Raw genomic sequence first — 22,998 nt, forward strand, 5'->3', positions numbered from 1 at the left:
GATACCCAAGATGGGCGCTTTCTTGCTTTCCGTAGAAGGGGGGTCGAGGCGCTGATCGTTGCCACCTTCAGCAGTCTGGAAATCTGCAATTAGCTGGCCCTTCACCCGCTCGAACTCCTGCGGGAAGTTTTCGGCGGCCGAAATCAAGCGGCCGATGCTGCGGGCGTCTTTCTCCTTGACGTGGCTGGCTTCGCCGTTCAGGTTCTGGCCGGTCGGGAAGTCAGACTTTTCCAGCAAATCGTTGATCATGCCCTGGAGGCCCATGGCCCTGCCGTGGTCGGGGGAGTAGATGCGGGTGATGCCGTACGCCTCCAGGTCCTCGATTTCGGTGGGCAGAATCACGCCGCCGCCGCCGCCGAAGATCTTGACGTGGCCCGCGCCGCGCTCCTGAAGCAGGTCGTGCATGTACTTGAAATACTCGTTGTGGCCGCCTTGGTAGGAGGTAATGGCAATGGCCTGCGCGTCTTCCTGAATGGCGCAATCCACGATTTCCTGCACCGAGCGGTTGTGGCCCAGGTGAATAACTTCGGCGCCGCTGCTCTGGATAATGCGGCGCATGATATTAATGGCGGCGTCGTGCCCATCAAACAGGGCTGCCGCCGTCACGATACGAACGTGGTTCAAAGGCTTATACGGAGCTACGGGAGCTACTTGCATCGCAGGTGGGAATTGGGTGGAATTTGGGGCAGCAAAGGTACGAAAAAAGCCCCGGCAGGGGGATTTGCGTAAGTTTAACCGTAGCAACTGCCGAATCATCAATTCCTTTAGCGCTCTATGAAGCAACGCAATGTAGAATTCAACGAGGTTGAGCAGATCATACAACTTATACAGGGCCAGCTTGTATGGCGAAGCCGAGCTGGAAGTGGTACGGGCTCAATTTTTACCCTGCAATTCGGGCCAGCATTACCCACCGACGAAACGCAGGGGGAATTTTCTCTAATGGTATGCTGCGCTTGGCGGATTATTGAAGGAGACGCCATCATTTGCACATGGCACAACGACTCTGAATTGATTCTGGAACCCGCACTAAAAGCATTGGAAGGCACTCAGGTCACCAAAGCCACACTTTCAGAATGGGGAGATTTAGCCATCCGTTTCGACACAGGTCGTGCTTTGCAAATTTGGAACGACGCGCCGTTTTCGGATTCTGAAAGCTGGTCTATTGGTTATCAAGGAGCCGGATATTATTGGGTGGAACCAAATAATGGATTTATGTATGAAGCAAGCGGTAGATAAACTGCGTTGGAAATACAGCAAATAGAAAAGAGGCAGCTACAACAGTGAGGAGCTTCTACCGTAGCTCTGCCAGCCGCAGCCGGAATCCCGGCAACACCGCTTCGCCGGAAAGCTCGTTGTCGAAGCCTTGCACTACTTCCGGCTCTGGCTGCCCGGCGCGGTAGAGGTAGGCGGTTTCCGTTTCGGGCACGATGAGCCAGGCCAGTTGCGCACCATTGCGAAGCCAGTCGAGCATTTTCACTTGCAGGTCGGTTGTGTTGTCGGTTTCGGATGCCAGCTCCAGCACGAATTCCGGGCATACCGGCGCAAACTTCTTTTGCTGCTCCAGCGTCAGTGCGTCCCAGCGAGTATTTGCCAGCCAAGCGGCATCGGGAGCCCGCATAGAACCATCGGGAAGTCGAAAACCTCCATTAGAATCAAATACTCGCCCCAGACGATACTCCCGGTTCCACAGGCTTAGCTGAAAGGTAATCTCAGCATTACGCTGGCTGGAAAGGCTGCCCGTAGGAGACATAATTCGGATTTCGTGAAGATTCGTGCGCTCGATACGTAAATCAGGATGGTGCTGACAGAAATCGAAAAATTCGTCGTCTGTCATTTGCGCCAAACCTGGTCCGCTTAATACCAGCGGTGCTTCGTTGGGAAGGAGAGTGATATGCATGAGTTAAATGTAGTAGGTAAGATTACCGCAGTTCCTCCAGCCGCAGTTGAAACTCTGGTAGTACTTCTTCGTCGGAAAGCTCGTTGTCAAAACCTTGCACAACTTCCGGGTCCAATTGGTCGGGGCGGTAGATATAAGAGGTTTCTGTCTCAGGCACCAGCAGCCAGGCCAGTCGGGCGCCGTTGCGGAGCCAGTTGGGCATTTTGGCTTGTGGGGTTTTGTAGAGTCAAAAGATGATTTCAGTTTTACCACAAACTGTGGTTGGCAGTACGTATGGTGGGTAAGTCAGCGTGCTGCCAACAAAATTCAAGGAATTGCTTGTTGGACATCGTGACTAGACGCGGGCCGCTCAGGAACTAGGGCACTTTATCGGAAGCATAAATTTGCATAAGATTTGCGCCAATTCTAGCAGCCGCAGCCTAAGCTCTGGTGGCAATGCTTCATCAGTCGAAGTACGTGTTCTTATACAGTCAGCTGCCAGGTAGATCTAAAGTTACAGTTCTGGTGCCCGGTAATCCAAACTGTTACGAGCAAGCAAATGCCCAACCGGAGCCGGTTGGGCATTTGCTTGCTCGTAGAAGCTACATTTTATAGTGGCGCTGGTAGTTAGTACGTTAGTTTCTGTATGGTGCCGTCGCCATTGTTGAGCACGTAGTACGTCCGGGGACTGGCGCGCTCGATATCGGTGGGTCTGTCCAGCAGGTCTAACAGGGCAGTTCCGGCGCCGTTGGCTATGCGGCCGGTGCGGGCTACGAAGCCAGGTGGGGGAGGCGAGAGAGCAAAGCGCCCATACTCCGTGACGATGGGATTGTTATTGTCCGATAAGGTAATGTCCGTCAGGGTGGTAAAGCCGCTTCTAAAGTCGCTGACGTTGCCAGCCAAATCAACCTGATATATTTTGGCGGTGCCCGCAATAAACGGCGCCCCGCTCAGGGTACTCACCAGGAATTTTTGCCCATTATACACGATGCTTGTAGGGACAGCCTCCGCCGTGGGTGTAACATTGGGCAGGCGAGCAAATACGCTCAGGGCCTTCGTGTTGCTGTTGCGTTTGATAATGGCATTAGCTCCCGAATCCACAATATACAGGCTGCCATCCGGACCAAAAGTCAGGTTGTAGAGGTTGGTGTTGACAGGGTTGGTGAGCCGCTGCGCGCGGACAAAAGTGCCAATGTCTTCACTCACCAGGTTTTGCGCCGCCCGTGGCGGGTCGCCCGGTCTAAACGAAGATACGTCGACACTGTAGAGCCTGCCGGTGCCCCCTTCCAGGATGTAGAGCGTGCCATCATCGTAGAGCAGGTGTCTATTAATTTGTATCACCAAGGTCTGCCTCTATGCCTAAGGGCCAAGTCGTTAGGTTACCAGCTTAAACAGTGACAGCCGGAATTCAAGCAGCTTTACTTCGCTGCCGCTACGCGGCGCTGCTCCTCTAAATGCGTAGATGCGATGCTGCAAACTCTCAGATGACTACGCGGCACCTTAGTTCTCTATCAGTTTAACTACTCCAAAGAACCTTGCCTGTTTCGTTAGCTAGTGCCGTCAGTCAACGCCGGTTGAACGTGGCTTTAGCAGCGTCTCAGAGGTTTGATTTTCTACAACCGAGCGTACTCTTATATAAATAGCAGGTCGGGCGGCAATTACAGGCCTAACAGCTTCTCGGTTAGCGTCATTTCAGAGGTTGTTTCTTACTCCGTCATAACGGTGAAGTACAGGCTCGGCTGCATGTCGTGGATGGTCCAGGCGGCTTGGCTGTTCTCACGTTCCACCATGACTTGCCGCGCCTGACGGGTTACAGGAATTGAGAAGTACTTATCCTCCGGATCAATCTTTTCGCTTTGCAGCCACTGCACGGTAGCCATTACCGGCTGTCCTTCCAGCAGCACCTCATACGGTCGCAGATCCACGGTTATCCAGCCCCGTTGCTGCTTGGTGCACACCAACTGAATATCCTGCGCCAGCAGCGCCCGTCCCGGCCGACCTTGCTCCACGGCGTATAGGTTCAGCCGGAAACGGAGCAGTTCGTAGTTGTTGGCCGACAAAAAGATGTGAAACTCTTCCAAGTAGGTCCGTCGGGTAGGCTTTAGCAGGACACCAAATTCCCAGCCCCATTCCGTATCAACGGTTCTTTTGCCGCTAGAACCTCCAGTCCAGAAAATGTCGCCTTTCGGCTTGGTGTTGCCTAGCAGGGCTGGGTGCAGGCGGCGGTGCTCCACCTTTATTTCACGGAGGGCCTGCTCTTGCGGAACTAGTCGGAATATCCGCTGGCCGGTAGCCAACGCAGTAGGCAGAACTACCTCGCGGGTAAAGCCCACGCAGGTAACAATAAGCGTGTCGCTCAGACTAGGAGGGAGGCGCAGCAGGTACTTACCCTGCTCGTCGGCCACGGTGCCAAGGCCCCGGCCCGGTACGCCTAGCGTAGCAAAGGGCACCGGTTCTGCTGTGCGAGCATTCAGCACTTGCCCTTCAAGTATTTTGGTTTGAGCCTGTGCCAGATGAACGCTGATGCTTAACAGAAAGACCAGAAGCAACCGGTAGGCTGACACAAGGCGAAGCGAAAGAAATAGAGTGTTCAACAGTAAATAAGTATAGTAATATAAGCCTTGGTAAGCTGATTACAGCATAGTGGCTTGGAAAGATATAAAAAAGAAGTATAAGACAAGGTGGGAAAATTCAGTTTATAAATAAAGCAAAACGCCGGACCAAAGCCCGGCGTTTTTGTGCGTATTACTTTGCGGCCTGTTTTTCAAGCTCCTGCAACAGCTCGTCGGCGGCCTTTTCAATGTTGGTATAGCCTTGCTGAGCAGCCCGCTCTTTGGCGGCAATCAAGCCGTCGCGGTGTACGGTTGCGAAGTCGCCGTAGGGGAAGTGGTAGCGGCCTTTGGTGTCTTCGCCTTTGCTCATGTCTAGGCCCAAGTGCCACTGGCCATACTCGGCTATTTCGTGCTGATCCAGAAACTTGTTTTCGGCGCTAGTATCGGGGTTGTGCTCATCCCACTGGCCTTGATCGTTTTTCAGTTTGCCTTCTTCAATAAGCCGTTGGGCAAATTTTACGGCGGCGGGATTCAGTTCTATGCTCATGGCTCGGGAGGTTAAGTACGTACTGCGAACAGGCCATTTGGCTTGTCGAGTTATGTACGCGCTGCTCCCCGAGGAGTTAAGGCTCAGCTTGCTTTGGTGAACAAAAGCAAGCTTAGTTGAAATGCAAGCCACTGTGCAGCCCCAGGCGCCACGTGAGTAACGCCAAGACCAGGAGTACCAGCAAACTTTTAATAACGCGCGTTTTGCCTGGAAGGGGTACTGTTGCTTCGAACGCCTCATTGGTGGCGGCTATGTAAACGGGACCTATCAGCAAAAGCATGGAAAGCACCCGCAATTGCTCGTTCAGGGTCTGCTCGGGCCACTGCAAAGCCGCCAGCACCAAACTGCCTACCAGCCACGGTCCTACCAGCGTACCCAACAGCAAGCGGCGGCGGTTCGAGTGCTTCATCAGCGTGATGGAGTCGTGGCTGTGCAGAAACGCTATAGCCGCTACGTATCCCAAACAGATTTGCAGTAGCGCGGCAAGCAGTGCCAGCACCACATTTACCGCATTGCCGGCCATGAATAGCCAACTCGGCACGTACCACACTCCCGACTGCGTAAGGGTATCAACGGCTAGCGCTCCTAGGGCCAGGTTGCAGCCGTGCAGCATCACCCAAAACAGAAAAAGCTTAAACAAGCCGCGTTGCAGCCGGGCCCGTTTCCAGAACCAGAATGCAGCAGCCAAACCTATGCTCAAGCTTAATGCTGGACCAATGCCATACACTGCAATGACGGCGGAAGGCCACCAAGCCGAGTCGGCAATAGGAAACTCAAGCCGGCTTAGATGCCAAATGCTACTGATGCCCATACGGGTGGCCATGCCGATAGTAGCTAGTTGAAACAGGCCTTGAACCAGTAAATACGTCAGCACATACAATGCCGTAGCATTGATAGCCGCAATAGTGGCTTTCCTAGAATCGCTTTCCGAAAGAGACGCAGTAGTAGTAAACGAAGAATCCATAGCAGCAGGTAAGCGTCAAAAATATGGATAAGTTACAAGATCAGCTTGCCATAAAACCATCTTAGTTGATTTTACGCCCCTCTGATGCTGTTAAGTCATGTACTGATAATACGCTTCACAAGAGAATAAATATATAATTATTTACTGATAAGGTTGGGCTTTACTTAGTCAGGTAAAACTAAAATGAAACAGCCGAGCTGCCTCACGGGCAACTCGGCTGTTGTTGTACGATTCTTGAAGGCCACTTAAAAGCCCAAAATCAAACAATAAGTCACCTGAAGTACATCACTCACCAAACCAGATGCCAACAAGCCAGAGCACTTAGGTGCTGAAGCCGAAGGCAGTAATCAGGTTTACAGTAAGTGTGCTGCTTTACTAAAGGCTACTCTCCTTGCAGGGCCTGCACACCGGCTTCGGCCACGGCGTGGTCGTCCTCTACAGTGCTACCCGACACGCCAATAGCGCCGAAAATCTGGCTTTCGCTGTTCTTTAAAGGAATGCCACCAGGAAAGGTGATGAGGCCACCGTTGGAGTGCTCGATGTTGTAGAGCGGGCCGCCCGGTTGCGAGAGGCCACCAATGGCACCCGTGGGCATGTCGAAGAAGCGGGCCGTTTTGGCTTTCTTAATGGCTATGTCGAGAGAGCCTAGCCAGGCATCATCCATGCGAATGAAAGCCACCAAGTTAGCGCCGGAGTCGACTACGGCGATATTCATCTTGACGCCCATTTCAATAGCTTTTTCGTGTGCGGCCTGCACGGCCGTTTGCGCCTGTTTGAGGGTGATGCCCATACTGGTTGTGTTGTTGATGAGAGAAATTACCTCGTCAACAACGGTATTTTCATCAAGCTTGTTTAGATATACTCCCAGAATGGAGGCAGTATATAACTGTGTTTGGCGCGATAGTGAAGCCAAGAGCAATTTTCAGGCGGAATGCCGGCCCGCATATAGGCTTAGCGCCAAGCTTAAGCTTTGCAGTTGCCACTTATCATGGGTAGGATGTAGTGCTAGTCGTGCCACGATGCGCGAAGCACAACCTTCGTGCTACAGCCTACAACTCCGTGCATCAACTGGAAAATAGCGGCCGAACCTAGTTTAGCAAGTGCTAATAGCATGGTCTGGCTAGCATTTGCAGCCCGTTTTGATTACCTTCGCAGTTGGAAAAAACTGCCTCTAGTGAAGAACATCCGCAATTTCTGCATCATTGCCCATATCGACCACGGCAAGAGTACCTTGGCTGACCGTCTGTTGGAGTTTACCTCTACCGTGGCCAAGCGCGACATGCAGGCCCAACTGCTCGACAACATGGACCTGGAGCGGGAGCGTGGCATTACCATCAAAAGCCACGCTATTCAGATGCAGTTTCCCTACAAAGGCGAAATCTACACGCTGAACCTGATTGATACGCCTGGTCACGTTGACTTTAGCTACGAAGTATCGCGTAGCATTGCCGCCTGCGAAGGCGCCCTGCTCATTGTAGACGCTTCCCAAGGCATCGAGGCCCAGACGATTTCCAACCTGTATCTGGCTATCGGTGCCGATTTGGAAATCATTCCTGTCCTCAACAAGATTGACTTGCCCCACGCCATGCCCGAAGAAGTGTCCGACGAAATTGTGGACCTCATCGGCTGTGATATCGAAGATATCATTCATGCTTCCGGTAAAACCGGTATCGGCATCGAAAATATTCTGAGTGCCATTGTGGAGCGGATTCCGGCCCCCAAGGGTGACCCGCAGGCTCCGTTGCAAGCACTGATCTTCGACTCGGTATTCAATTCCTACCGCGGCATTGAGGTACTGTTTCGCATCAAGAACGGCACCATGCGCAAAGGCGACAAGCTGCGCTTCATGGCCACCGGCAAAGAATACGGCGCCGACGAAATCGGTATTCTCGGCCTCAACCAGGAGCCCCGCCCCGAAATGGCGGCCGGCAACGTGGGCTACCTGATTTCGGGTATCAAAGAGGCGCGTGAGGTAAAGGTTGGTGACACCATTACTCACACACACAACCCAACGCAGGAAGCAATTCACGGCTTCGAGGATGTGAAACCCATGGTATTCGCCGGTATCTACCCCGTCGAAACCAGCGAGTATGAGGAACTGCGCACCGCCATGGAAAAGCTGCAACTCAACGATGCCTCGTTGGTGTGGGAGCCCGAAACCTCGGCGGCCCTCGGCTTTGGCTTCCGTTGCGGCTTCCTCGGCATGCTGCACATGGAAATCGTGCAGGAGCGCCTGGAACGTGAGTTCGACATGACGGTCATTACCACCGTACCATCGGTGCAGTTTCACGCTATTGGCACCAAAGACCAGCAACTGACCATCAACGCCCCGTCGGAAATGCCGGAGCCGAACATGATCAAGCTGATTGAGGAGCCTTACATCAAAGCCCAGATCATCACGGCCGCCGACTACGTGGGCCCGATCATCACGCTGTGCATGGAGAAGCGCGGCATCATCAAAGGCCAGTCGTACCTGACCTCTGAGCGGGTGGAAATGAGCTTTGAGCTGCCACTGTCGGAAATCGTGTTCGACTTTTTCGACAAGCTCAAGACCATCAGCCGCGGTTACGCTTCCCTTGACTACGAGCTGATCGGTTTCCGTGAGTCCGACATGGTGAAGCTTGATATCATGCTCAATGGCGAGAAGGTAGACGCTCTGTCCGCTATCGTGCACCGCTCCAAGAGCTACGATTGGGGCCGCCGCCTCTGCGAAAAGCTTCGCGAACTGCTGCCCCGCCAGATGTTCGAAATTGCCATTCAGGCCAGTATCGGGCAGAAGATCATCGCCCGCGAAACTGTGAAGGCCCTGCGCAAAAACGTAATTGCCAAGTGCTACGGTGGTGACATCAGCCGGAAGCGCAAACTGCTCGAAAAGCAGAAAGAAGGTAAGAAGCGAATGCGCCAGGTAGGCTCCGTAGAAATACCTCAGGAAGCCTTCTTGGCGGTGTTGAAAATTGATTGATACTTGGAACGCGGCTTGGAAAAAGCCGCGTTTTTTGTGCCCGATAGATTTCTTTTTTCTTTTACCTCATACACTTCTTAACATGGTGTGCTATGATTTACCCTCACTCCAATGCCTGCAAGCCTTACCGAGAACTGTACGAGCGAAGCTCAACTAGAGAAGATTATCAAAGGTCAGGAGCGAAAGTTCCGGTGGCGGGATGATTGGCCTGCCCTGGAAAAAGCACTGATGGAGACTGGCACCGCCTCTATTCTAAAACACAATCGATCCAAAAAAATCGATGGTATTTTCCTTGAATAAAACATACCACTTATGACCACTGCCCCCGACGCCACCACTTACCGCCTCATCAACGGCAAGCAAACTGCCGAGGATATCAAAGTTGAAATTGCTGCCGAAGTAGCAACTCTAAAAGCGGCTGGCCGCAAAGTGCCCCACTTGGCCGCCATCCTCGTCGGCCACGATGGGGGTTCCGAAACCTACGTGCGCAACAAAGTACTGGCCTGCGAGCGGGTCGGGTTCGAAAGCACCTTGCTGCGCTACGAAGACGACATCACCGAAGCCGAGCTGCTAGCTAAGGTGGAGGAACTGAATCAAGACAACGATATCGATGGCTTTATTGTGCAGCTGCCGCTGCCCCGCCATATCTCTTCGGAGAAGGTGATTGAATCCATTCGGCCCGAGAAAGACGTGGATGGCTTTCACCCGATGAACATCGGCCGGATGGTGGCCGGGCTACCGGCGCTGCTGCCTGCTACACCCTCGGGTATTGTGGAGTTGCTGCGCCGCTACGAGCTGCCGACCGATGGCAAACACTGCGTGGTAATCGGGCGTAGTAATATAGTAGGTACTCCAGTTAGTATTCTGCTTGCTAAGAACTTAGAGCCCGGTAACTGTACCGTTACTTTATGCCATTCACGCACCAAAAATTTAGCTAGTATCACCCAAACGGCCGACATTATAGTAGCCGCTTTGGGCCGGCCCGAGTTCGTAACGGCCGATATGGTGAAGCCTGGTGCCGTGGTGATAGACGTGGGCACTACGCGGGTGGAGGATGCAACACGCAAATCGGGGTGGGCTTTGAAGGGAGACGTAAACTTTGCCGCCGTGGCGCCGCTTACTTCCTACATTACACCGGTGCCGGGCGGAGTTGGGCCCATGACTATTGCCATGTTACTACTTAATACCCTAAAAGCCTGCAAAGGAGAGATCTATCCGCGCTAGAATCCAATAATTATGGAGCAGAGCTTTTGAATTTCAGGGCGTTGTACTACTTTTAGAGTCGGGTTGGGGGAACGAACATCGGGCAGTTTCACGTTCGGAGTAACGGCCAACAGCCTGGCTTTACTTGTATTGAATACCCCGATTTTGCTGCACGAACTTCCTCTTGTGTTGGTGGCCTCAACTCCCCCCGAAGCCCTGGCACCCGCACTGCCCCTTATGGAGCAGTTTTATACCATTCAGGGTGAGGGCTATAACACTGGTCGCGCCGCCTATTTCGTGCGCCTTGGTGGCTGCGATGTAGGGTGTGTGTGGTGCGACGTGAAAGAGTCGTGGGACGCTGATGCCCACCCGCGCGTAGCCATCCCGGATATTGTGGCGGCGGCTACGGCGCACGCTGGCCGTAACGTAGTGATTACGGGCGGCGAGCCCCTTATGCATAACCTTGGGCCCCTGACGCATGCTTTGCACGCAGCGGGTTGTCAGAATTGGATTGAAACCAGCGGCGCTTATCCGTTGAGTGGCGAGTGGGATTGGATTTGTGTGTCGCCTAAGAAGTTCAAGGCTCCGTTGCCGTCCGTGTTGGCGCAGGCGCATGAGTTGAAAATTATCGTGTTCAATAAGTCGGATTTCCGTTGGGCCGAGGAGCATGCGGCGTTGGTGGGAGCAGAGTGTCGGCTGTACCTGCAGCCGGAATGGAGTAAATCAGCGCAAATGATGCCTCTCATAGTAGACTACGTGAAGGCAAATCCGCGTTGGCAGGTATCGCTACAGACTCATAAGTTCCTCGATATTCCTTAGGCTTCTGCTTTATGCGCCGATTGTTATCCGTGCCGTTGCTACTAGCCTGCGTACTGCTGCTGCCGCTAGGGGCGGCTGCCCAGGCCACGTTAGCTACTGCCAACACCAAGGCTCGTAGCCTGTGGGACAAAGCTCAGTCCCAAATGAAAGACCGAGACTTCGACAAGGCTATCGAGACGCTAACGGTGCTCAATCAGAAGTTTCCTTCTTTAGGCGAGCCACACTTGTTGCGTGGTTCGCTGCTGAAGACCATGGGCGAAAACCGCCCGGCCTTCGAGGCTTACCGCGACGGGCTGGCTAAGCTACCCATGGACCCCAATCGGGCAGCCGATTATTTCACGCTTGGGGAATTAGCCATGAGTTTTGGGGAATATCCCATTGCTGCTGAGAGCTATAAAAGAGTAATCAAAAGTGGCCCTAAGGGACAGCGCAATGCCGCTCGCGCCCAGCGCCAATTGCTGAATTGCGAATTTGCCGCAAAAGCCATGGCCACGCCCATAGGCGTGCAACCCGAACGATTAGCGGCTCCTCTTAACACCTTTCGCTTTCAATACTTCCCGGCCCTAACTGCTGACAACCGCTTCCTGCTCTTCACGGGCCGGCCGGCCGCTGATAGTGGGGAGGACCTGTTTATCTCCCGGATGAACAAGGACGGTAGCATTGGTGCACCCGCATCTATCTCTCCCTTCATCAATACACCCTACAACGAAGGCGCGGGCGCCATTTCCGGCGACGGTAAAACCCTGGTTTTTGCTTCCTGCGACCGGCCCAATTCGGTGGGCAACTGCGACTTGTATATTTCGCGCCGCACCGGCAACAACTGGAGCAAGCCCCAAAATTTAGGGCGCACAGTGAATTCGGTCGAGTGGGACTCGCAGCCTACACTCTCTGCTGATGGCCGTACGCTCTACTTCACTTCGACGAGGCGTGGCGGACAAGGCCAGGAAGACATTTACGTGACCACCCTCGGCGCCGATGGTAATTGGAGCCCTGCCCGCAACGTTGGGCAGCCCGTCAACACGCCGGGAAAAGACATGGCCCCGTTTATTCACGCCAGTAGTACCACGCTCTACTACGTCACGGATGGGCTAGTGGGCATGGGCGGACTCGATGTGTTTCGGTGTGAGTTGCAAGCTGCCGGGCGCTGGAGCGAGCCAGTGAACTTGGGTTATCCGCTTAACACACACGAGAATGAAGCGTCGCTTTTTATCTCGTCCGACAACCGCCGGGGCTTTTGTTCCCGCTCCCGAGCTGCTGAATCGGGGGTGCGTACGGAGCGGGAACGGCCGGTGGAGCTGTTCAGTTTCGAGGTGCCTGAGCAGATCCGGCCGCGCGAAACCAGCACTTACACCCAAGGTCGGGTTTTTGATGCTTTCACCAAGAAGCCCATCAAAGCCGATGTGCAGCTCTACGACCTGAATACCGATGAGCTAACTCAATACGTGAGCTCCGACCTCGAAAGCGGCGACTATACCGTGGTTCTCAATGAAGGCCGCCAATATGCTATGTACGCCGCTGCCGACAAGTACTTGATGAAGAGTTTAAGCTTCGACTACACCGATAAAAAGAACTTCGACCCACTCACGCTCGATATCTATTTAGAGCCCGTGCGGTCTGGCCGGAGCATCGTATTGAACAACTTGTTTTTCGACACCAAGCAGTACGAGCTAAAGCCTAAGTCCCGGACCGAATTGAACCGGTTGGTTGGGTTTATGAAGCAGTATCCGGAGGTGCAAGTAGAGGTAAGCGGTCATACCGATGATGTTGGGTCGGATGACGATAACCTAGGCTTATCGCAAAACCGAGCAAAGTCAGTTTACACCTATCTGATTAGCCAAGGAGTAAAGGCCGAACGGTTGCGCTTCAAAGGATACGGGGAAAGTAAGCCGCTCGTAGCAAATGATTCTGACAGCCATCGTCAGCAAAACCGGCGGATTGAGTTGCGAATTCTCTAGAAAAGAGAGTAGCAGTAAGGCAAATACAAATTACCGAGTCCGACAACCAACGTTGTCGGACTTTTTCCGTTTGTAGTATTCCTTTGTGATAAGAATATTAACCTATTGATACTGAAGGCAACAATGCAATTTAGCGTAAGTATTAGATTAGAATAATTATAAATTTTCTGTGCTTGTTTAAATATTACCGTATATTTGGGCCACTTAAAATTGTACTTCCCTTACAGTAGCGAAGTATCACGAAGCACAGCATCAGCAAGCCCATTGACTTCATTTCTCCATCCCAACTTATTATCACATGAAAAAAGCTTTTCTTCTGACGGGTATCATTCTAGCCTTAGGTGCTACTGTTTACGCCAGCGGCGACAAAGAATCTTCTATTAAAACTCGCGCTACTTCGCTTACTCGCATCCAAGTGGAGAAAGCGAAGCTAGATGAGGGGCAGTACCTGAAGGTGAAGACCCTCAACATTCGCATGCTTACGGAGATGGAGGACATCAAAAATCGTTTCGCGTCGGACCCAGCTATTCTTGATGAGCGGCTCGCCGTAGCCCAAGCTCGCTATGAATTAGAGTTAACTTCTATTATGCGCCCCGCACAATTGGCAATGTTCAATCAGGCCCGCAACAACATGACGGCCCTAAGCGCCCCCCATTAAGAAGAACAGCATCCGGTAAGTTTGCTTTACATCGTCTTACCGGATGCCAAAAAACAGGACTTGTAGGGTAGAAGCAGCATGTGTAGAGTTAAGAAACAGCACTCCGTACCTCAACCTTTACTTTGCACTTTACGCCTAAAGCGAGTAGATAGCATCAGCACTGCAAAATCTCTTTTATACGCTATAGAAGTATTCCGAGGTTGCCTAGAAATACAATCAAAAAATTCAACAAATTATATTGACTTAATTTAATAATGTTGTATATTTAGTACAACGCTTCAGCAGGCAACTACCCTGCTTGAAGAAGCTCGCCAGTAGTCCATTCCCTTTCACTTAAAAAATCCCCGTTATGAAAAACCTGTTTACTTTCTTAGTGCTGTTGGCAGTGGCTGGTACCAGCCATGTAGTGGAAGCCGGTTCCGGTGACCAAAACAACCCAAATGCTCGCGCTACTCAAATGGCAAGACAACTAGCTCAGAAAGCCCAGCTTAGCGAGGGCCAGTACGTGAAAGTGCGTCAGCTGAATTTGCGCTTACTCAACAATATGCAGGATGCAAAAACCCGTCTTGCTAGCGACCCCGCCGCCCTTGATCAACAGATAGCTGAGCTGCAGGCTCACTACGAGTGGGATCTGACCGCCATCATCGGGCCGCGCCAAATGCTTGCTTACAACCAGAACAAGGCCAGCTTCATGGCAATGAGCAGCCGCTAAGCAATTAACTAAATAACAAAAAAAGCCTGCCCCGAAAGGAGCAGGCTTTTTTTGTTGCCTGATCTTGAAATAAGATCTAACGGTTTTCGATGCTTACATAGTCGCGCTCAAGTTCACCGGTGTAGATCTGACGCGGGCGGCCAATAGGCTCTTTGTTTTCGCGCAGCTCCTTCCACTGTGCAATCCAGCCGGGGAGGCGGCCCATAGCGAAGAGCACCGTGAACATTTCGGTTGGGATGCCAATAGCCTTGTAGATGATGCCGGAGTAGAAGTCTACGTTCGGGTAAAGCTTGCGCTCCACGAAATACGGATCGGTGAGAGCCGCTTGCTCGAGTTCCTGCGCAATCTTTAGTAGCGGGTCGTTGATACCGAGGGCCGTTAGCACCTCATCGGCTGCTTTCTTGATGATTTTGGCCCGTGGGTCGAAGTTCTTGTACACGCGGTGTCCAAAGCCCATCAGACGGAACGAATCGTTCTTGTCTTTGGCTTTCGCAATGAACTTGCTAGTGTTGCCACCGTCGGCCTGAATGGCTTCCAGCATTTCCACCACTTCCTGGTTGGCGCCGCCGTGCAGCGGACCCCACAGCGCGTTAATACCGGCCGAAACCGAGCCGTAGAGGCTGGCGTTGGCCGAGCCTACCAGACGGACCGTAGAAGTCGAACAGTTTTGCTCGTGGTCGGCGTGCAGAATGAGCAGCTTGTTGAGGGCGCTTACTACCACCGGGTTGATGTCATACTTCTCGGTAGGGAAGCTGAACATCATGTACAGGAAGTTCGATGTGTAGTCGAGGTCGTTGCGGGGGTAGTTGAGCGGGTGGCCCTGCGAGTTTTTGTAGGTCCAGGCGGCGATGGTCGATATTTTGGCCATCAAGCGCAGGATGTTCAAGTTCATTTCCTCGGCGCTCTGGTCGGGGTCGATGCTCTTGGGATAGAACGCCGTAAGGGCACAAATGAGGCTGCTCAGGATAGCCATAGGATGCGCCGCCGACGGGAAGCCATCGAATATCTTGCGAACGTCCTCGTGTACCAGCGTGTGCTTAGTGATTTGGAGGCTGAACTCGTCGAGCTCAGCCTTGTTGGGCAGCTTGCCATAAATGAGCAAGTACGCTACTTCCAAAAAAGTCGACTTTTCAGCGAGCTGCTCAATGGGGTAACCCCGGTAGCGTAGAATACCTTCTTCGCCGTCGAGGAAGGTGATGGCGCTTTTGGTGGCGCCGGTATTTTTGTAACCCGAATCAAGGGTTACGTAGCCCGTCTGGTCGCGCAGCTTACCGATGTCGAATGCTTTTTCGTGCTCGGTGCCTTCGATGACGGGTAAGGTATACGATTTCCCGTCGAGGATAATCTCAGCAGACTCTGCCATAGGAGAGGGGTAGAAGGGTGGTTCAGGGGCGAAGCTAAAGAATAACGAGTAAGCCGGAAAGCCGGAAAACCAGTCGAGTTCTATACTGCTATGCGCCCTGGTATGTTGTGAGAGAAAAGAAAGTACCTGCAAAGAAACACAGTCCGGTAAAATACGCAGTGTCTGAACCGTATTTTCAGTGATAAAACGGCGAAAATTCGCGCTTCAATTCCATGTAGTAATCTGGTCTTAACACTTTGTTGATTGTACAGCTCATTCAACAGCATTGAAGCCTCAGCAGGTAATCTGGTTGGGTGAGTTGAACGGGTAAGATGTGTAAGCCATGGAAACCAGGACAGTGCAATCCTTATAAGGCAAAACAACCAGCAACTACCGCAGTCGGTTTACAAACCATCAGCAGGATTTTAGCAAGGGGGAGCGAGTAGCTACCTACTGGCGTTAAGTGAAAGAAAACTTAGGGGCTTTGTAAGGAGTAAGAAGCTACCTCTCGTCTTTCACCGAATTGCATGAAGTACAACACGCTCGGAAGATCCAACTTGCAAGTCAGTGAAGTCGGTTTCGGCTGCATGTCGCTCGGCTCCGACCATGCCGCCAACCGCACCCTGCTGCACCAAGCCCTCGACCAAGGCATTACTTTGTTTGATACTGCTGATTTGTATCAGAAAGGTGAAAATGAAGTTATGGTCGGCAAGGCTCTCAAGAGCCGGCGTGGGGAAGTGGTTATTGCCACCAAAGTAGGCAACGCTTGGCGGCCCGATGGCAGCGGTTGGGATTGGGTGCCTTCCAAGGAGTATCTGCTTGAAGCAGTAGAGCACAGCCTCCGCCGCCTCGATACCGACTATATTGACCTCTACCAGTTACACGGCGGCACCCTCGATGACCCCATAGATGCTATTATAGAGGCCTTTGAGTTGCTGAAGCAGCAGGGCAAAATCCGAGCATACGGCATTTCGTCTATCCGCCCCAACGTTATCCGCGAGTACGTGCAACGCTCCCATATAGCCAGCGTAATGATGCAGTACAGCCTGCTCGACCGGCGGCCAGAGGAAAGCAGCCTCAGCTTGCTGCAGGAGCATAACATAGCCGTGCTGGCGCGGGGAAGTCTGGCGCAGGGTCTGCTAGTTAATAAACCGTCCAAAGCTTACCTGAATTACTCGGCGGAGGAAGTGGCCCAAGCCGCTTCGGCAGTCCAGAAGTTGAGCGAATCCAGTCAACGTTCCATGGCGGAAGTTGCAGCACGCTTTGTATTGCATCATCCGGCGCTAACGTCGGCTGTGTTAGGAATTCGCACCGGGCAGCAATTAGCGGATGCATTGTCTATAGCTGCGGCAACTCCATTAGCCAGTGCTGAAGTGCAAGCACTTCAGTTGGCACTACCTGCTACTACTTACGAACAGCACCGGTAAGCAGGGGATAGGTGAGGAGGCAACAAGTGACAGGACCAACGAATTGACAAACTAGAGGCTGTCGATGGGGATAAAGAAGGTTTCAACGTTTGCCTGTCACCTTCTCACCTTTCGTCTCAAGCTCTACTTGCCGATGCAGAACTGGGTGAAGATGCTGGTTAGCAAATCGTCGGAAGATATTTCGCCGGTGATTTCACCTAGCGCGGCTAAGGCGTGGCGTAAGTCAGCGGCCAGCAACTCGGTGCCGGTGCTAGCATTTAATCCAGCTAATACAGCATCAAGCGCGAGGGCAGCGGCGTCGAGGCTGCGGGCATGGCGCAGGTTAGTAACGATGGTGCTGCTGCCGGTGCGGTCGAGGCCATCAGCGCGCACCTGGGTTAGTAGAAGCTGGCGTAACTCATCGAGGCCGTCGCCGCGGCTGGCGGCAATTAGGGCGGTGTTCGATCGGGTTTGAAAGGCGGCTAACTCTTCTTCGGAAGCTACGTCGAGCTTGTTGCCAATAGCTAGTACCGGAGTGGCTGAGGGTAAGTTAAGAGCTTCAATCTCTGCTTGAAGTTGAGTGGACGTAGTCTCCGTCAAATCAAACAGATAAATAATTAAAGCAGCCTGCTTAACTCGCTGCAAGGTGCGCTCTACGCCAATGGATTCTACCACGTCGGTGGTGTCGCGCAGGCCCGCCGTATCTACGAAGCGGAAGCGAATTCCCTCGATGCTCACTTCGTCTTCAATCATGTCGCGGGTGGTGCCGGCCACGCTGGAAACAATGGCGCGTTCCTCGTTGAGCAGGGCGTTGAGCAGGGTGCTTTTGCCGGCATTAGGACGGCCGGCAATAACGGTCGTGACGCCGTTCTTGATGACGTTGCCCAACTCAAAGGAGCGCAACAAGCGGCGCACCAGCCCCCGGACTTCTTCAAGCAGCTTCAATAATCCGCTACGGTCGGCAAATTCCACGTCTTCCTCGCCGAAGTCAAGCTCCAGTTCTAGCAGGGCCGCAAACTGAACCAGCCGCGCCCGCAGATCTTTCAATTCGCGCGAGAAGCCGCCGCGCATTTGCTGCATGGCTACTTGGTGCGACAACTGCGAGTCAGCGGCAATGAGGTCGGCTACGGCTTCGGCCTGGGCCAGGTCGAAGGCGCCGTTGAGGAAGGCGCGCTTGGTGAACTCGCCGGCTTCGGCTAGCCGGGCACCGCGCCGCGTGAAAAGTAGCAGCAACTGCTGCACAATATAATCGGAGCCGTGGCAGCTGATTTCCACCACGTCCTCGCGGGTGTAGGAGTTGGGCGCCCGGAACAGGGAAACCACTACTTCGTCCAGGATCCGGCCTTCGTCGCGAATGGTACCGAAGTGCAGGGTGTGGCTGGGTTGTTCGAGCAAGGGCTTACCTGTGAAGGCAGCAGCCACCAAGCTAATGGCCTCGGCGCCCGAAAGCCGGACCAGCGCAATAGCTCCCGCGCCGGGAGGCGTGGAAAGGGCAACAATTGTATCGGAAAGTGCGGGAGGAAGAGCAGCCACAGACAGAATGGGTAATGCGGGCCGCAAAGGTACGCAAGGGACGCGTGTGCGGCAGCGTTAGAGTTTTGTAAGACTAGGAGCCTAGCAAGAGAGAACGTTCTGCTTCATCTAGCGTCCGCATAGGCGTAGCATCTCGCTCGCTTCGTTAGATTACTAACTTAGTGCCAGCACGCGAGATGCTTCGACTCCAACTACGCCTATGCGGACGCTAGATGAAGCAGAACACTACCATTGCAACCTCAGCGCGAGATGCTTCCGCTGCGCCTCTGCATGACGTTCTTCTTTGCCTGTTTGGCTAGGCTCTAAGGCCAGCTAGCCTGTTGCGCTTCACACTCTGTTGGCTAAGAACCTATGCCTGACCGGCTACGAATAAATTACGCCCGACCTCAGGCGAAAGCATAACCACTGATTTCCTGTTTATCTTGATTTCTAACGAGTTGTCGAACTCTATCTTATCCAGTACTTCAATATGCGAGCCTAGCTTTAAGCCAACCTTGTCAAGGTATTGAAGGAAGGCCGGCGACGTATTTTTAACGGCCATCAGACAACCGTTATCACCGGGAGCGAGGTCGGCAACGAGACGATTTTGAGGGCGTAGCACGGCCCCGTCTTCGGTAGGGATAGGGTCCCCGTGGGGGTCGAGGCGTGGGAAGCCTAGGAACTCGTCGAGGCGGCGGACGAGCAGCGGGGAGTGAATGTGTTCCATCTGCTCGGCTACTTCGTGAACCTCGTCCCAATTGAAGCCTAGCTTCTGCACCAAGAACACTTCCCACAGCCGATGCTTGCGAATAGTAAGCAGGGCCAATTGCCGGCCTTCGGGCGTGAGCGATACGCCCCGGTACCGCTGGTAATGCAATAGTCCCTTTTCTCCAAGCCGGCGCAACATATCCGTCACCGAGGCGGCCCGCGTTTGCAGCACCTCCGCAATACCATTAGTGCTCACCTCGGAGCCCGGAGAGGCCTCGGCTAGCTTGTAAATGGCTTTCAGATAGTTTTCCTCAGTGAAGCTGGGCATGGGCACATTCGACAATTAACATTTATCATTTAACAATTTCTCATGCCCTTCAAGCAGTTGATTGGGCGCATGAAAATCAAATGACAAGCTGTTAACTATTAACTGTTAAATGATAAATGTTAATTGTTAAATGAAAACTACCATTTAATCAGGGCCGAGGCCCAGGTGAAGCCGGAACCAAAGGCGGCCAGGCAAACCAGGTCGCCGCGCTGGATGCGGCCTTCTTGCAGGGCTTCGCTGAGCGCAATTGGTACGCTGGCAGCCGTGGTATTGCCGTAACGCTGGATGTTGCTGTAAATCTTGTCGTCGGAGAGGCCCATTTTCTGCTGCACAAACTGGGTGATGCGCAGGTTGGCTTGGTGCGGGATCAGCAAATCGATGTCCTGGGGTTGGTAGCCGTTCTGATCGAGGGCTTCCTTGATAACCTGGGGAAAACGCACCACGGCGTGCTTGAACACGTTTTGGCCGTTCATGTAGGGATACATATCTAACTCGTGAGCCACCACGTATTCCACCCGGTCTTCCCGGTTAGAGCCGGGCTCGCGTACTATCAATTCCTCGGCAAACTCGCCTTGGGAATGCAAATGGGTACTCAGAATGCCATGCCCTTCGCGCGTACTTGGCCGCAGTATTACGGCGCCCGCCCCGTCGCCGAAAATCACGGATACCCCCCGGCCGCGAGTGGTTTTGTCGAGGCCTGACGAGTGGATTTCCGAGCCGACTACCAGCACCGTATCGTACATGCCGGTGCGTATGAACTGGTCGGCCATACTCAAGGAATATACAAAGCCCGAGCACTGGTTGCGGACGTCGAATGCCGGAATCGGCGCCTGAATGCCTAACTCGCGTTGCAGAAGCACGCCCGAGCCCGGAAAGAAATAATCGGGGGAAAGCGTGGCAAAGACGATCATCTGCACATCATCAGGAGTGAGGCCGGCCATTTCCAGGGCCTTGCGGGCCGCAGCGGCACCCATGTTGGCGGTGGTGTCCTTGCCTTCCTCGAACCAGCGCCGCTCCTGGATGCCCGTGCGTTCCTGGATCCACTCTTCGGTCGTATCCATGAGTTGGGTGAGGTCGGCGTTGGTGACTACGCGACTAGGCACATAGTGGCCGACACCGGCAATTTCGGAAAAACGAAGAGTGGACATAGAGAGGGAGATTTTGGGAGAGAGAAGAGACGGAAAAGGGAGCCGAAGGTACTAAAACCCCGCAGTCCTGTTCTGTAACGGCCGGCAAAGGTCGGCAGTTACTCTATGGAATCAACCAAGCGCCGTAATTTTGTGCTTTCCGAAGCCCAAAAAGCCTCCTCGGGAATGCCGTTCAGGTAAAAAACTGGCTGACTGCTCGCAGGCAACTCTGTTGCTTTTAATAGGGCCGTAGCCGCCTCCGGTATGGCGTGCAGATCAACGACGATGCCGGCCTCGTGACGCCGAATACAGGTTTCCCAAAGCGGATTAGCAGGAATTAGCATGGGCAGGCCGTGGGCCAGGTACTCAAACAGCTTGGTGGGTCGGCAACGCTCCGAGCTAGGGTGGGGCTGGTAAAGCAAAAGCCCCACATGGCTCCGCTGGATCTCGGCTACGATGGCGCTGTGCGCGACGGGCGTGGCACCGTGCACCACTAATCGAAGCCAGGCAGGGTTGGTTTGCTCTAACCGGCGTAACGTCTGCAGCAAGACGGGCTGCTGGCAAAACCCAATGACGGTAAGCAAGACACCACCTGGCCGCCGCCGGTGCAGCTCTTCGGCAAGTTGTAAGGCTAGCTGAATGCCGTTCAGTTCGGAAACGGTGCCCGAGTACAGCAGGCGCAGCGGTTCATGGGCCGCTGGCAAAGGTCGTGGCTGGGCAGCGGGAGCTTCGTTAAGTGCTGGCTGATACTTGTTTTCCAGTAGCACGACGCGGTCTGCTGGTACAGCGTCCAGAAAAGGCAGCTCCTGGGCGTAACTTTCTTCGGCCAAGAGCAAACCGGTGCTGCAGCGGGCAGCACGGGTTTCCACCCACCGCAGCCCAGCGGCCAGCCAACGACGCGTGAAGCCGCCGTACACACGCTGAGTAGCCACATTGAGGGCGTAGTTTTCGCGGATGTCGTAGAGAAACCGACGGTTGCCGCCCAGCCGTTGCCACAATATGGTAAGCGGCAGTAGTTCGGGTGCGTGTACCACCACTAGGTCGGGGCGCAGGCGTTGTAGTAGCTGCCAGTAGCGATGCTGAGCACCTAGGCGGGCCCAGCTTAGGCGCGTCCCTTGCAGCAAGCTGTGTAGGTGCAGGTTGGCCGGCGTCGGGGGTGGGGGGGCGTAGCGGCCGGCTACGTGCACGGTCGTATCGGGCCGAGCAAGCAAAGTGCGCGCAAATTTGCCGTACATCCGGGTGTCGTCCAGGGGTTTAAGGACGGAGGCCAGCAGAATAATACGAATTGGCGGACCAGAACTGGAAGTTGGAGGCGGCATCTTGCCCGCGAAGATGGTAAGTTTGGGATGGAATTGCTGATCGTCGATTATTTGGTGGTTGATTGTTAGGGCTGATTGATCAGCAATCAACTCCAACAACTAACACTCAGCAATCAACAACCAACCATTCAACCTACATGACCGATTTGCAACAAATTATTGAGGCGGCCTGGGCCGACCGTAGCCTGCTTTCCCAAGCCGCCACTACCGACGCCATTCACCACGTTATTGAAGAGCTTGATAAGGGTCGTCTGCGCGTGGCACAGCCCGCCGCCGACCGGGAAGGTGGCTGGGTGGTAAACGACTGGGTGAAAAAGGCCGTCATTCTGTACTTTCCTATTCAGCAAATAGAAACGCTGGAATTGCCGCCCTTTGAGTACCGCGACAAAATGCGTTTGAAAACCGACTACGCCGGCCAGGGTGTACGGGTGGTGCCACCGGCTACGGCGCGCTACGGAGCCTATTTGGCGTCGGGCGTGATTCTGATGCCCAGCTACGTTAATATTGGTGCTTGGGTAGGCGAGGGGACTATGGTAGACACTTGGGCCACAGTGGGCTCGTGCGCGCAAATTGGGGCGGGAGTGCACCTGAGCGGTGGCGTAGGCATTGGCGGAGTGCTGGAGCCCGTGCAGGCTGCCCCCGTGATTGTAGAGGACGGAGCCTTTGTGGGCTCGCGCAGCATCTTGGTAGAAGGCTGCTTCGTGGGCAAGGAAGCCGTAATTGGCGCGGGCGTAACCATCACGGGCAGCACCCGCATCATCGACGTGACGGGCGCCGAGCCCAAAGAGTATCGCGGCCACGTGCCGGCTCGCTCGGTAGTTATTCCGGGCTCGTTGCCTAAGCAGTTTCCGGCCGGCGAGTACCACGTGCCCTGCGCCCTCATTATCGGGCAGCGCAAACCTAGTACCGATCTGAAAACCAGTCTCAACGACGCGCTGCGCGAGCACAACGTAGCCGTTTAACTTTATCTAGTGCCTAGTGCGTTGTACTTAGGTCGTTCTATTAGTT

General features: G+C 53.8%; 23 protein-coding genes. 10 read left to right on the forward strand and 13 right to left on the reverse strand.

Annotated elements, in window-relative coordinates; translation table 11 throughout:
• The coding region (locus VF639_RS14230) for a cobalamin B12-binding domain-containing protein (protein ID WP_331146585.1) at positions 1 to 657 on the reverse strand (657 nt) is incomplete at its 3' end.
• 117 nt (positions 658 to 774) lie between these two features.
• Here VF639_RS14230 and VF639_RS14235 point away from each other — a divergent pair.
• Positions 775 to 1,236 (forward strand): DUF6188 family protein, encoded by a 462-nt coding sequence (locus VF639_RS14235; RefSeq protein ID WP_331146586.1) that lies wholly within the window; start codon positions 775 to 777, stop codon positions 1,234 to 1,236.
• 55 nt (positions 1,237 to 1,291) lie between these two features.
• Here VF639_RS14235 and VF639_RS14240 read toward each other — a convergent pair whose 3' ends face one another.
• The 7 genes from VF639_RS14240 to VF639_RS14270 all read right to left on the reverse strand — a co-directional run bounded on the left by VF639_RS14240 (position 1,292) and on the right by VF639_RS14270 (position 6,729).
• Positions 1,292 to 1,897, reverse strand: a complete 606-nt coding sequence (locus VF639_RS14240; RefSeq protein WP_331146587.1) for a Uma2 family endonuclease — start codon at positions 1,895 to 1,897, stop codon at positions 1,292 to 1,294.
• A gap of 22 nt (positions 1,898 to 1,919) precedes the next feature.
• Positions 1,920 to 2,099 (reverse strand): PDDEXK family nuclease, encoded by a 180-nt coding sequence (locus VF639_RS14245; RefSeq protein ID WP_331146588.1) that lies wholly within the window; start codon positions 2,097 to 2,099, stop codon positions 1,920 to 1,922.
• A gap of 404 nt (positions 2,100 to 2,503) precedes the next feature.
• Complete coding sequence (locus VF639_RS14250) at positions 2,504 to 3,217, reverse strand: ScyD/ScyE family protein (protein ID WP_331146589.1); 714 nt, start codon at positions 3,215 to 3,217, stop codon at positions 2,504 to 2,506.
• Between the two features lie 365 nt (positions 3,218 to 3,582).
• Positions 3,583 to 4,440 (reverse strand): carboxypeptidase-like regulatory domain-containing protein, encoded by an 858-nt coding sequence (locus VF639_RS14255; RefSeq protein WP_331146590.1) that lies wholly within the window; start codon positions 4,438 to 4,440, stop codon positions 3,583 to 3,585.
• A gap of 181 nt (positions 4,441 to 4,621) precedes the next feature.
• Positions 4,622 to 4,975 (reverse strand): hypothetical protein, encoded by a 354-nt coding sequence (locus VF639_RS14260; RefSeq protein WP_331146591.1) that lies wholly within the window; start codon positions 4,973 to 4,975, stop codon positions 4,622 to 4,624.
• A 112-nt stretch (positions 4,976 to 5,087) separates the two neighbouring features.
• Positions 5,088 to 5,939, reverse strand: coding sequence for a hypothetical protein (locus tag VF639_RS14265; RefSeq protein ID WP_331146592.1), 852 nt, complete (start codon positions 5,937 to 5,939; stop codon positions 5,088 to 5,090).
• A 382-nt stretch (positions 5,940 to 6,321) separates the two neighbouring features.
• Positions 6,322 to 6,729, reverse strand: a complete 408-nt coding sequence (locus VF639_RS14270) for a GlcG/HbpS family heme-binding protein (RefSeq protein ID WP_331146654.1) — start codon at positions 6,727 to 6,729, stop codon at positions 6,322 to 6,324.
• Between the two features lie 384 nt (positions 6,730 to 7,113).
• Between VF639_RS14270 and lepA the strand changes: the two genes are divergently transcribed.
• From lepA to VF639_RS14305, 7 genes are all read left to right on the forward strand, one after another.
• A complete protein-coding gene (lepA, locus tag VF639_RS14275; RefSeq protein ID WP_331146593.1) occupies positions 7,114 to 8,901 on the forward strand; it encodes a translation elongation factor 4 in 1,788 nt (595 codons plus the stop codon).
• Between the two features lie 111 nt (positions 8,902 to 9,012).
• On the forward strand, positions 9,013 to 9,201 hold the full coding sequence (locus VF639_RS14280) for a hypothetical protein (RefSeq protein ID WP_331146594.1): 189 nt from the start codon (positions 9,013 to 9,015) through the stop codon (positions 9,199 to 9,201).
• 12 nt (positions 9,202 to 9,213) lie between these two features.
• Positions 9,214 to 10,125, forward strand: a complete 912-nt coding sequence (locus tag VF639_RS14285; protein WP_331146595.1) for a bifunctional 5,10-methylenetetrahydrofolate dehydrogenase/5,10-methenyltetrahydrofolate cyclohydrolase — start codon at positions 9,214 to 9,216, stop codon at positions 10,123 to 10,125.
• 216 nt (positions 10,126 to 10,341) lie between these two features.
• Positions 10,342 to 10,923 (forward strand): 7-carboxy-7-deazaguanine synthase QueE, encoded by a 582-nt coding sequence (locus VF639_RS14290; RefSeq protein ID WP_331146655.1) that lies wholly within the window; start codon positions 10,342 to 10,344, stop codon positions 10,921 to 10,923.
• A gap of 11 nt (positions 10,924 to 10,934) precedes the next feature.
• Positions 10,935 to 12,878 (forward strand): OmpA family protein, encoded by a 1,944-nt coding sequence (locus tag VF639_RS14295; protein WP_331146596.1) that lies wholly within the window; start codon positions 10,935 to 10,937, stop codon positions 12,876 to 12,878.
• Positions 12,879 to 13,176: 298 nt separating this feature from the next.
• Positions 13,177 to 13,536, forward strand: a complete 360-nt coding sequence (locus VF639_RS14300) for a hypothetical protein (RefSeq protein ID WP_331146597.1) — start codon at positions 13,177 to 13,179, stop codon at positions 13,534 to 13,536.
• Positions 13,537 to 13,885: 349 nt separating this feature from the next.
• A complete protein-coding gene (locus VF639_RS14305; RefSeq protein ID WP_331146598.1) occupies positions 13,886 to 14,248 on the forward strand; it encodes a hypothetical protein in 363 nt (120 codons plus the stop codon).
• 76 nt (positions 14,249 to 14,324) lie between these two features.
• On the opposite strand, the gene VF639_RS14310 is transcribed toward VF639_RS14305, so the two are convergent.
• Positions 14,325 to 15,611: a citrate synthase gene (locus VF639_RS14310; protein WP_331146599.1), complete on the reverse strand. Its 1,287-nt coding sequence runs from the start codon at positions 15,609 to 15,611 to the stop codon at positions 14,325 to 14,327.
• A gap of 506 nt (positions 15,612 to 16,117) precedes the next feature.
• On the opposite strand from VF639_RS14310, the gene VF639_RS14315 reads away from it, so the two are divergent.
• Entirely contained in the window at positions 16,118 to 17,017 is a 900-nt protein-coding gene (locus VF639_RS14315; RefSeq protein ID WP_331146600.1) for an aldo/keto reductase, read from the forward strand.
• 123 nt (positions 17,018 to 17,140) lie between these two features.
• Here the strand turns inward: VF639_RS14315 and mnmE are convergent, their stop codons facing one another.
• From mnmE to VF639_RS14335, 4 genes are all read right to left on the reverse strand, one after another.
• Positions 17,141 to 18,529 (reverse strand): tRNA uridine-5-carboxymethylaminomethyl(34) synthesis GTPase MnmE, encoded by a 1,389-nt coding sequence (gene mnmE / locus VF639_RS14320; RefSeq protein ID WP_331146601.1) that lies wholly within the window; start codon positions 18,527 to 18,529, stop codon positions 17,141 to 17,143.
• Positions 18,530 to 18,878: 349 nt separating this feature from the next.
• Entirely contained in the window at positions 18,879 to 19,544 is a 666-nt protein-coding gene (locus VF639_RS14325; RefSeq protein ID WP_331146602.1) for a metal-dependent transcriptional regulator, read from the reverse strand.
• A gap of 137 nt (positions 19,545 to 19,681) precedes the next feature.
• Entirely contained in the window at positions 19,682 to 20,692 is a 1,011-nt protein-coding gene (locus tag VF639_RS14330) for a 3-oxoacyl-ACP synthase III family protein (RefSeq protein ID WP_331146603.1), read from the reverse strand.
• Positions 20,693 to 20,790: 98 nt separating this feature from the next.
• Complete coding sequence (locus tag VF639_RS14335; protein WP_331146604.1) at positions 20,791 to 21,990, reverse strand: glycosyltransferase; 1,200 nt, start codon at positions 21,988 to 21,990, stop codon at positions 20,791 to 20,793.
• A 137-nt stretch (positions 21,991 to 22,127) separates the two neighbouring features.
• Between VF639_RS14335 and VF639_RS14340 the strand changes: the two genes are divergently transcribed.
• Positions 22,128 to 22,952: a 2,3,4,5-tetrahydropyridine-2,6-dicarboxylate N-succinyltransferase gene (locus tag VF639_RS14340; protein ID WP_331146605.1), complete on the forward strand. Its 825-nt coding sequence runs from the start codon at positions 22,128 to 22,130 to the stop codon at positions 22,950 to 22,952.
• Positions 22,953 to 22,998 lie beyond the last annotated feature (46 nt).

Origin of the sequence: Hymenobacter sp., assembly GCF_036387835.1 — a bacterium.
Taxonomy (GTDB): Bacteria; Bacteroidota; Bacteroidia; order Cytophagales; family Hymenobacteraceae; genus Hymenobacter.

Coding starts and splice junctions, on each gene's coding strand:
- VF639_RS14280 (WP_331146594.1), top strand. CDS start 9,013: ATGCCTGCAAGCCTTACCGAGAACTGTACGAGCGAAGCTCAACTAGAG.
- VF639_RS14305 (WP_331146598.1), top strand. CDS start 13,886: ATGAAAAACCTGTTTACTTTCTTAGTGCTGTTGGCAGTGGCTGGTACC.
- VF639_RS14270 (WP_331146654.1), bottom strand. CDS start 6,729: ATGGGCATCACCCTCAAACAGGCGCAAACGGCCGTGCAGGCCGCACAC.
- VF639_RS14245 (WP_331146588.1), bottom strand. CDS start 2,099: ATGCCCAACTGGCTCCGCAACGGCGCCCGACTGGCCTGGCTGCTGGTG.
- VF639_RS14295 (WP_331146596.1), top strand. CDS start 10,935: ATGCGCCGATTGTTATCCGTGCCGTTGCTACTAGCCTGCGTACTGCTG.
- VF639_RS14335 (WP_331146604.1), bottom strand. CDS start 21,990: ATGCCGCCTCCAACTTCCAGTTCTGGTCCGCCAATTCGTATTATTCTG.
- VF639_RS14240 (WP_331146587.1), bottom strand. CDS start 1,897: ATGCATATCACTCTCCTTCCCAACGAAGCACCGCTGGTATTAAGCGGA.
- VF639_RS14285 (WP_331146595.1), top strand. CDS start 9,214: ATGACCACTGCCCCCGACGCCACCACTTACCGCCTCATCAACGGCAAG.
- VF639_RS14315 (WP_331146600.1), top strand. CDS start 16,118: ATGAAGTACAACACGCTCGGAAGATCCAACTTGCAAGTCAGTGAAGTC.
- VF639_RS14260 (WP_331146591.1), bottom strand. CDS start 4,975: ATGAGCATAGAACTGAATCCCGCCGCCGTAAAATTTGCCCAACGGCTT.
- VF639_RS14340 (WP_331146605.1), top strand. CDS start 22,128: ATGACCGATTTGCAACAAATTATTGAGGCGGCCTGGGCCGACCGTAGC.
- VF639_RS14330 (WP_331146603.1), bottom strand. CDS start 20,692: ATGTCCACTCTTCGTTTTTCCGAAATTGCCGGTGTCGGCCACTATGTG.
- VF639_RS14290 (WP_331146655.1), top strand. CDS start 10,342: ATGGAGCAGTTTTATACCATTCAGGGTGAGGGCTATAACACTGGTCGC.
- VF639_RS14235 (WP_331146586.1), top strand. CDS start 775: ATGAAGCAACGCAATGTAGAATTCAACGAGGTTGAGCAGATCATACAA.
- VF639_RS14300 (WP_331146597.1), top strand. CDS start 13,177: ATGAAAAAAGCTTTTCTTCTGACGGGTATCATTCTAGCCTTAGGTGCT.
- VF639_RS14265 (WP_331146592.1), bottom strand. CDS start 5,939: ATGGATTCTTCGTTTACTACTACTGCGTCTCTTTCGGAAAGCGATTCT.
- VF639_RS14310 (WP_331146599.1), bottom strand. CDS start 15,611: ATGGCAGAGTCTGCTGAGATTATCCTCGACGGGAAATCGTATACCTTA.
- VF639_RS14325 (WP_331146602.1), bottom strand. CDS start 19,544: ATGCCCAGCTTCACTGAGGAAAACTATCTGAAAGCCATTTACAAGCTA.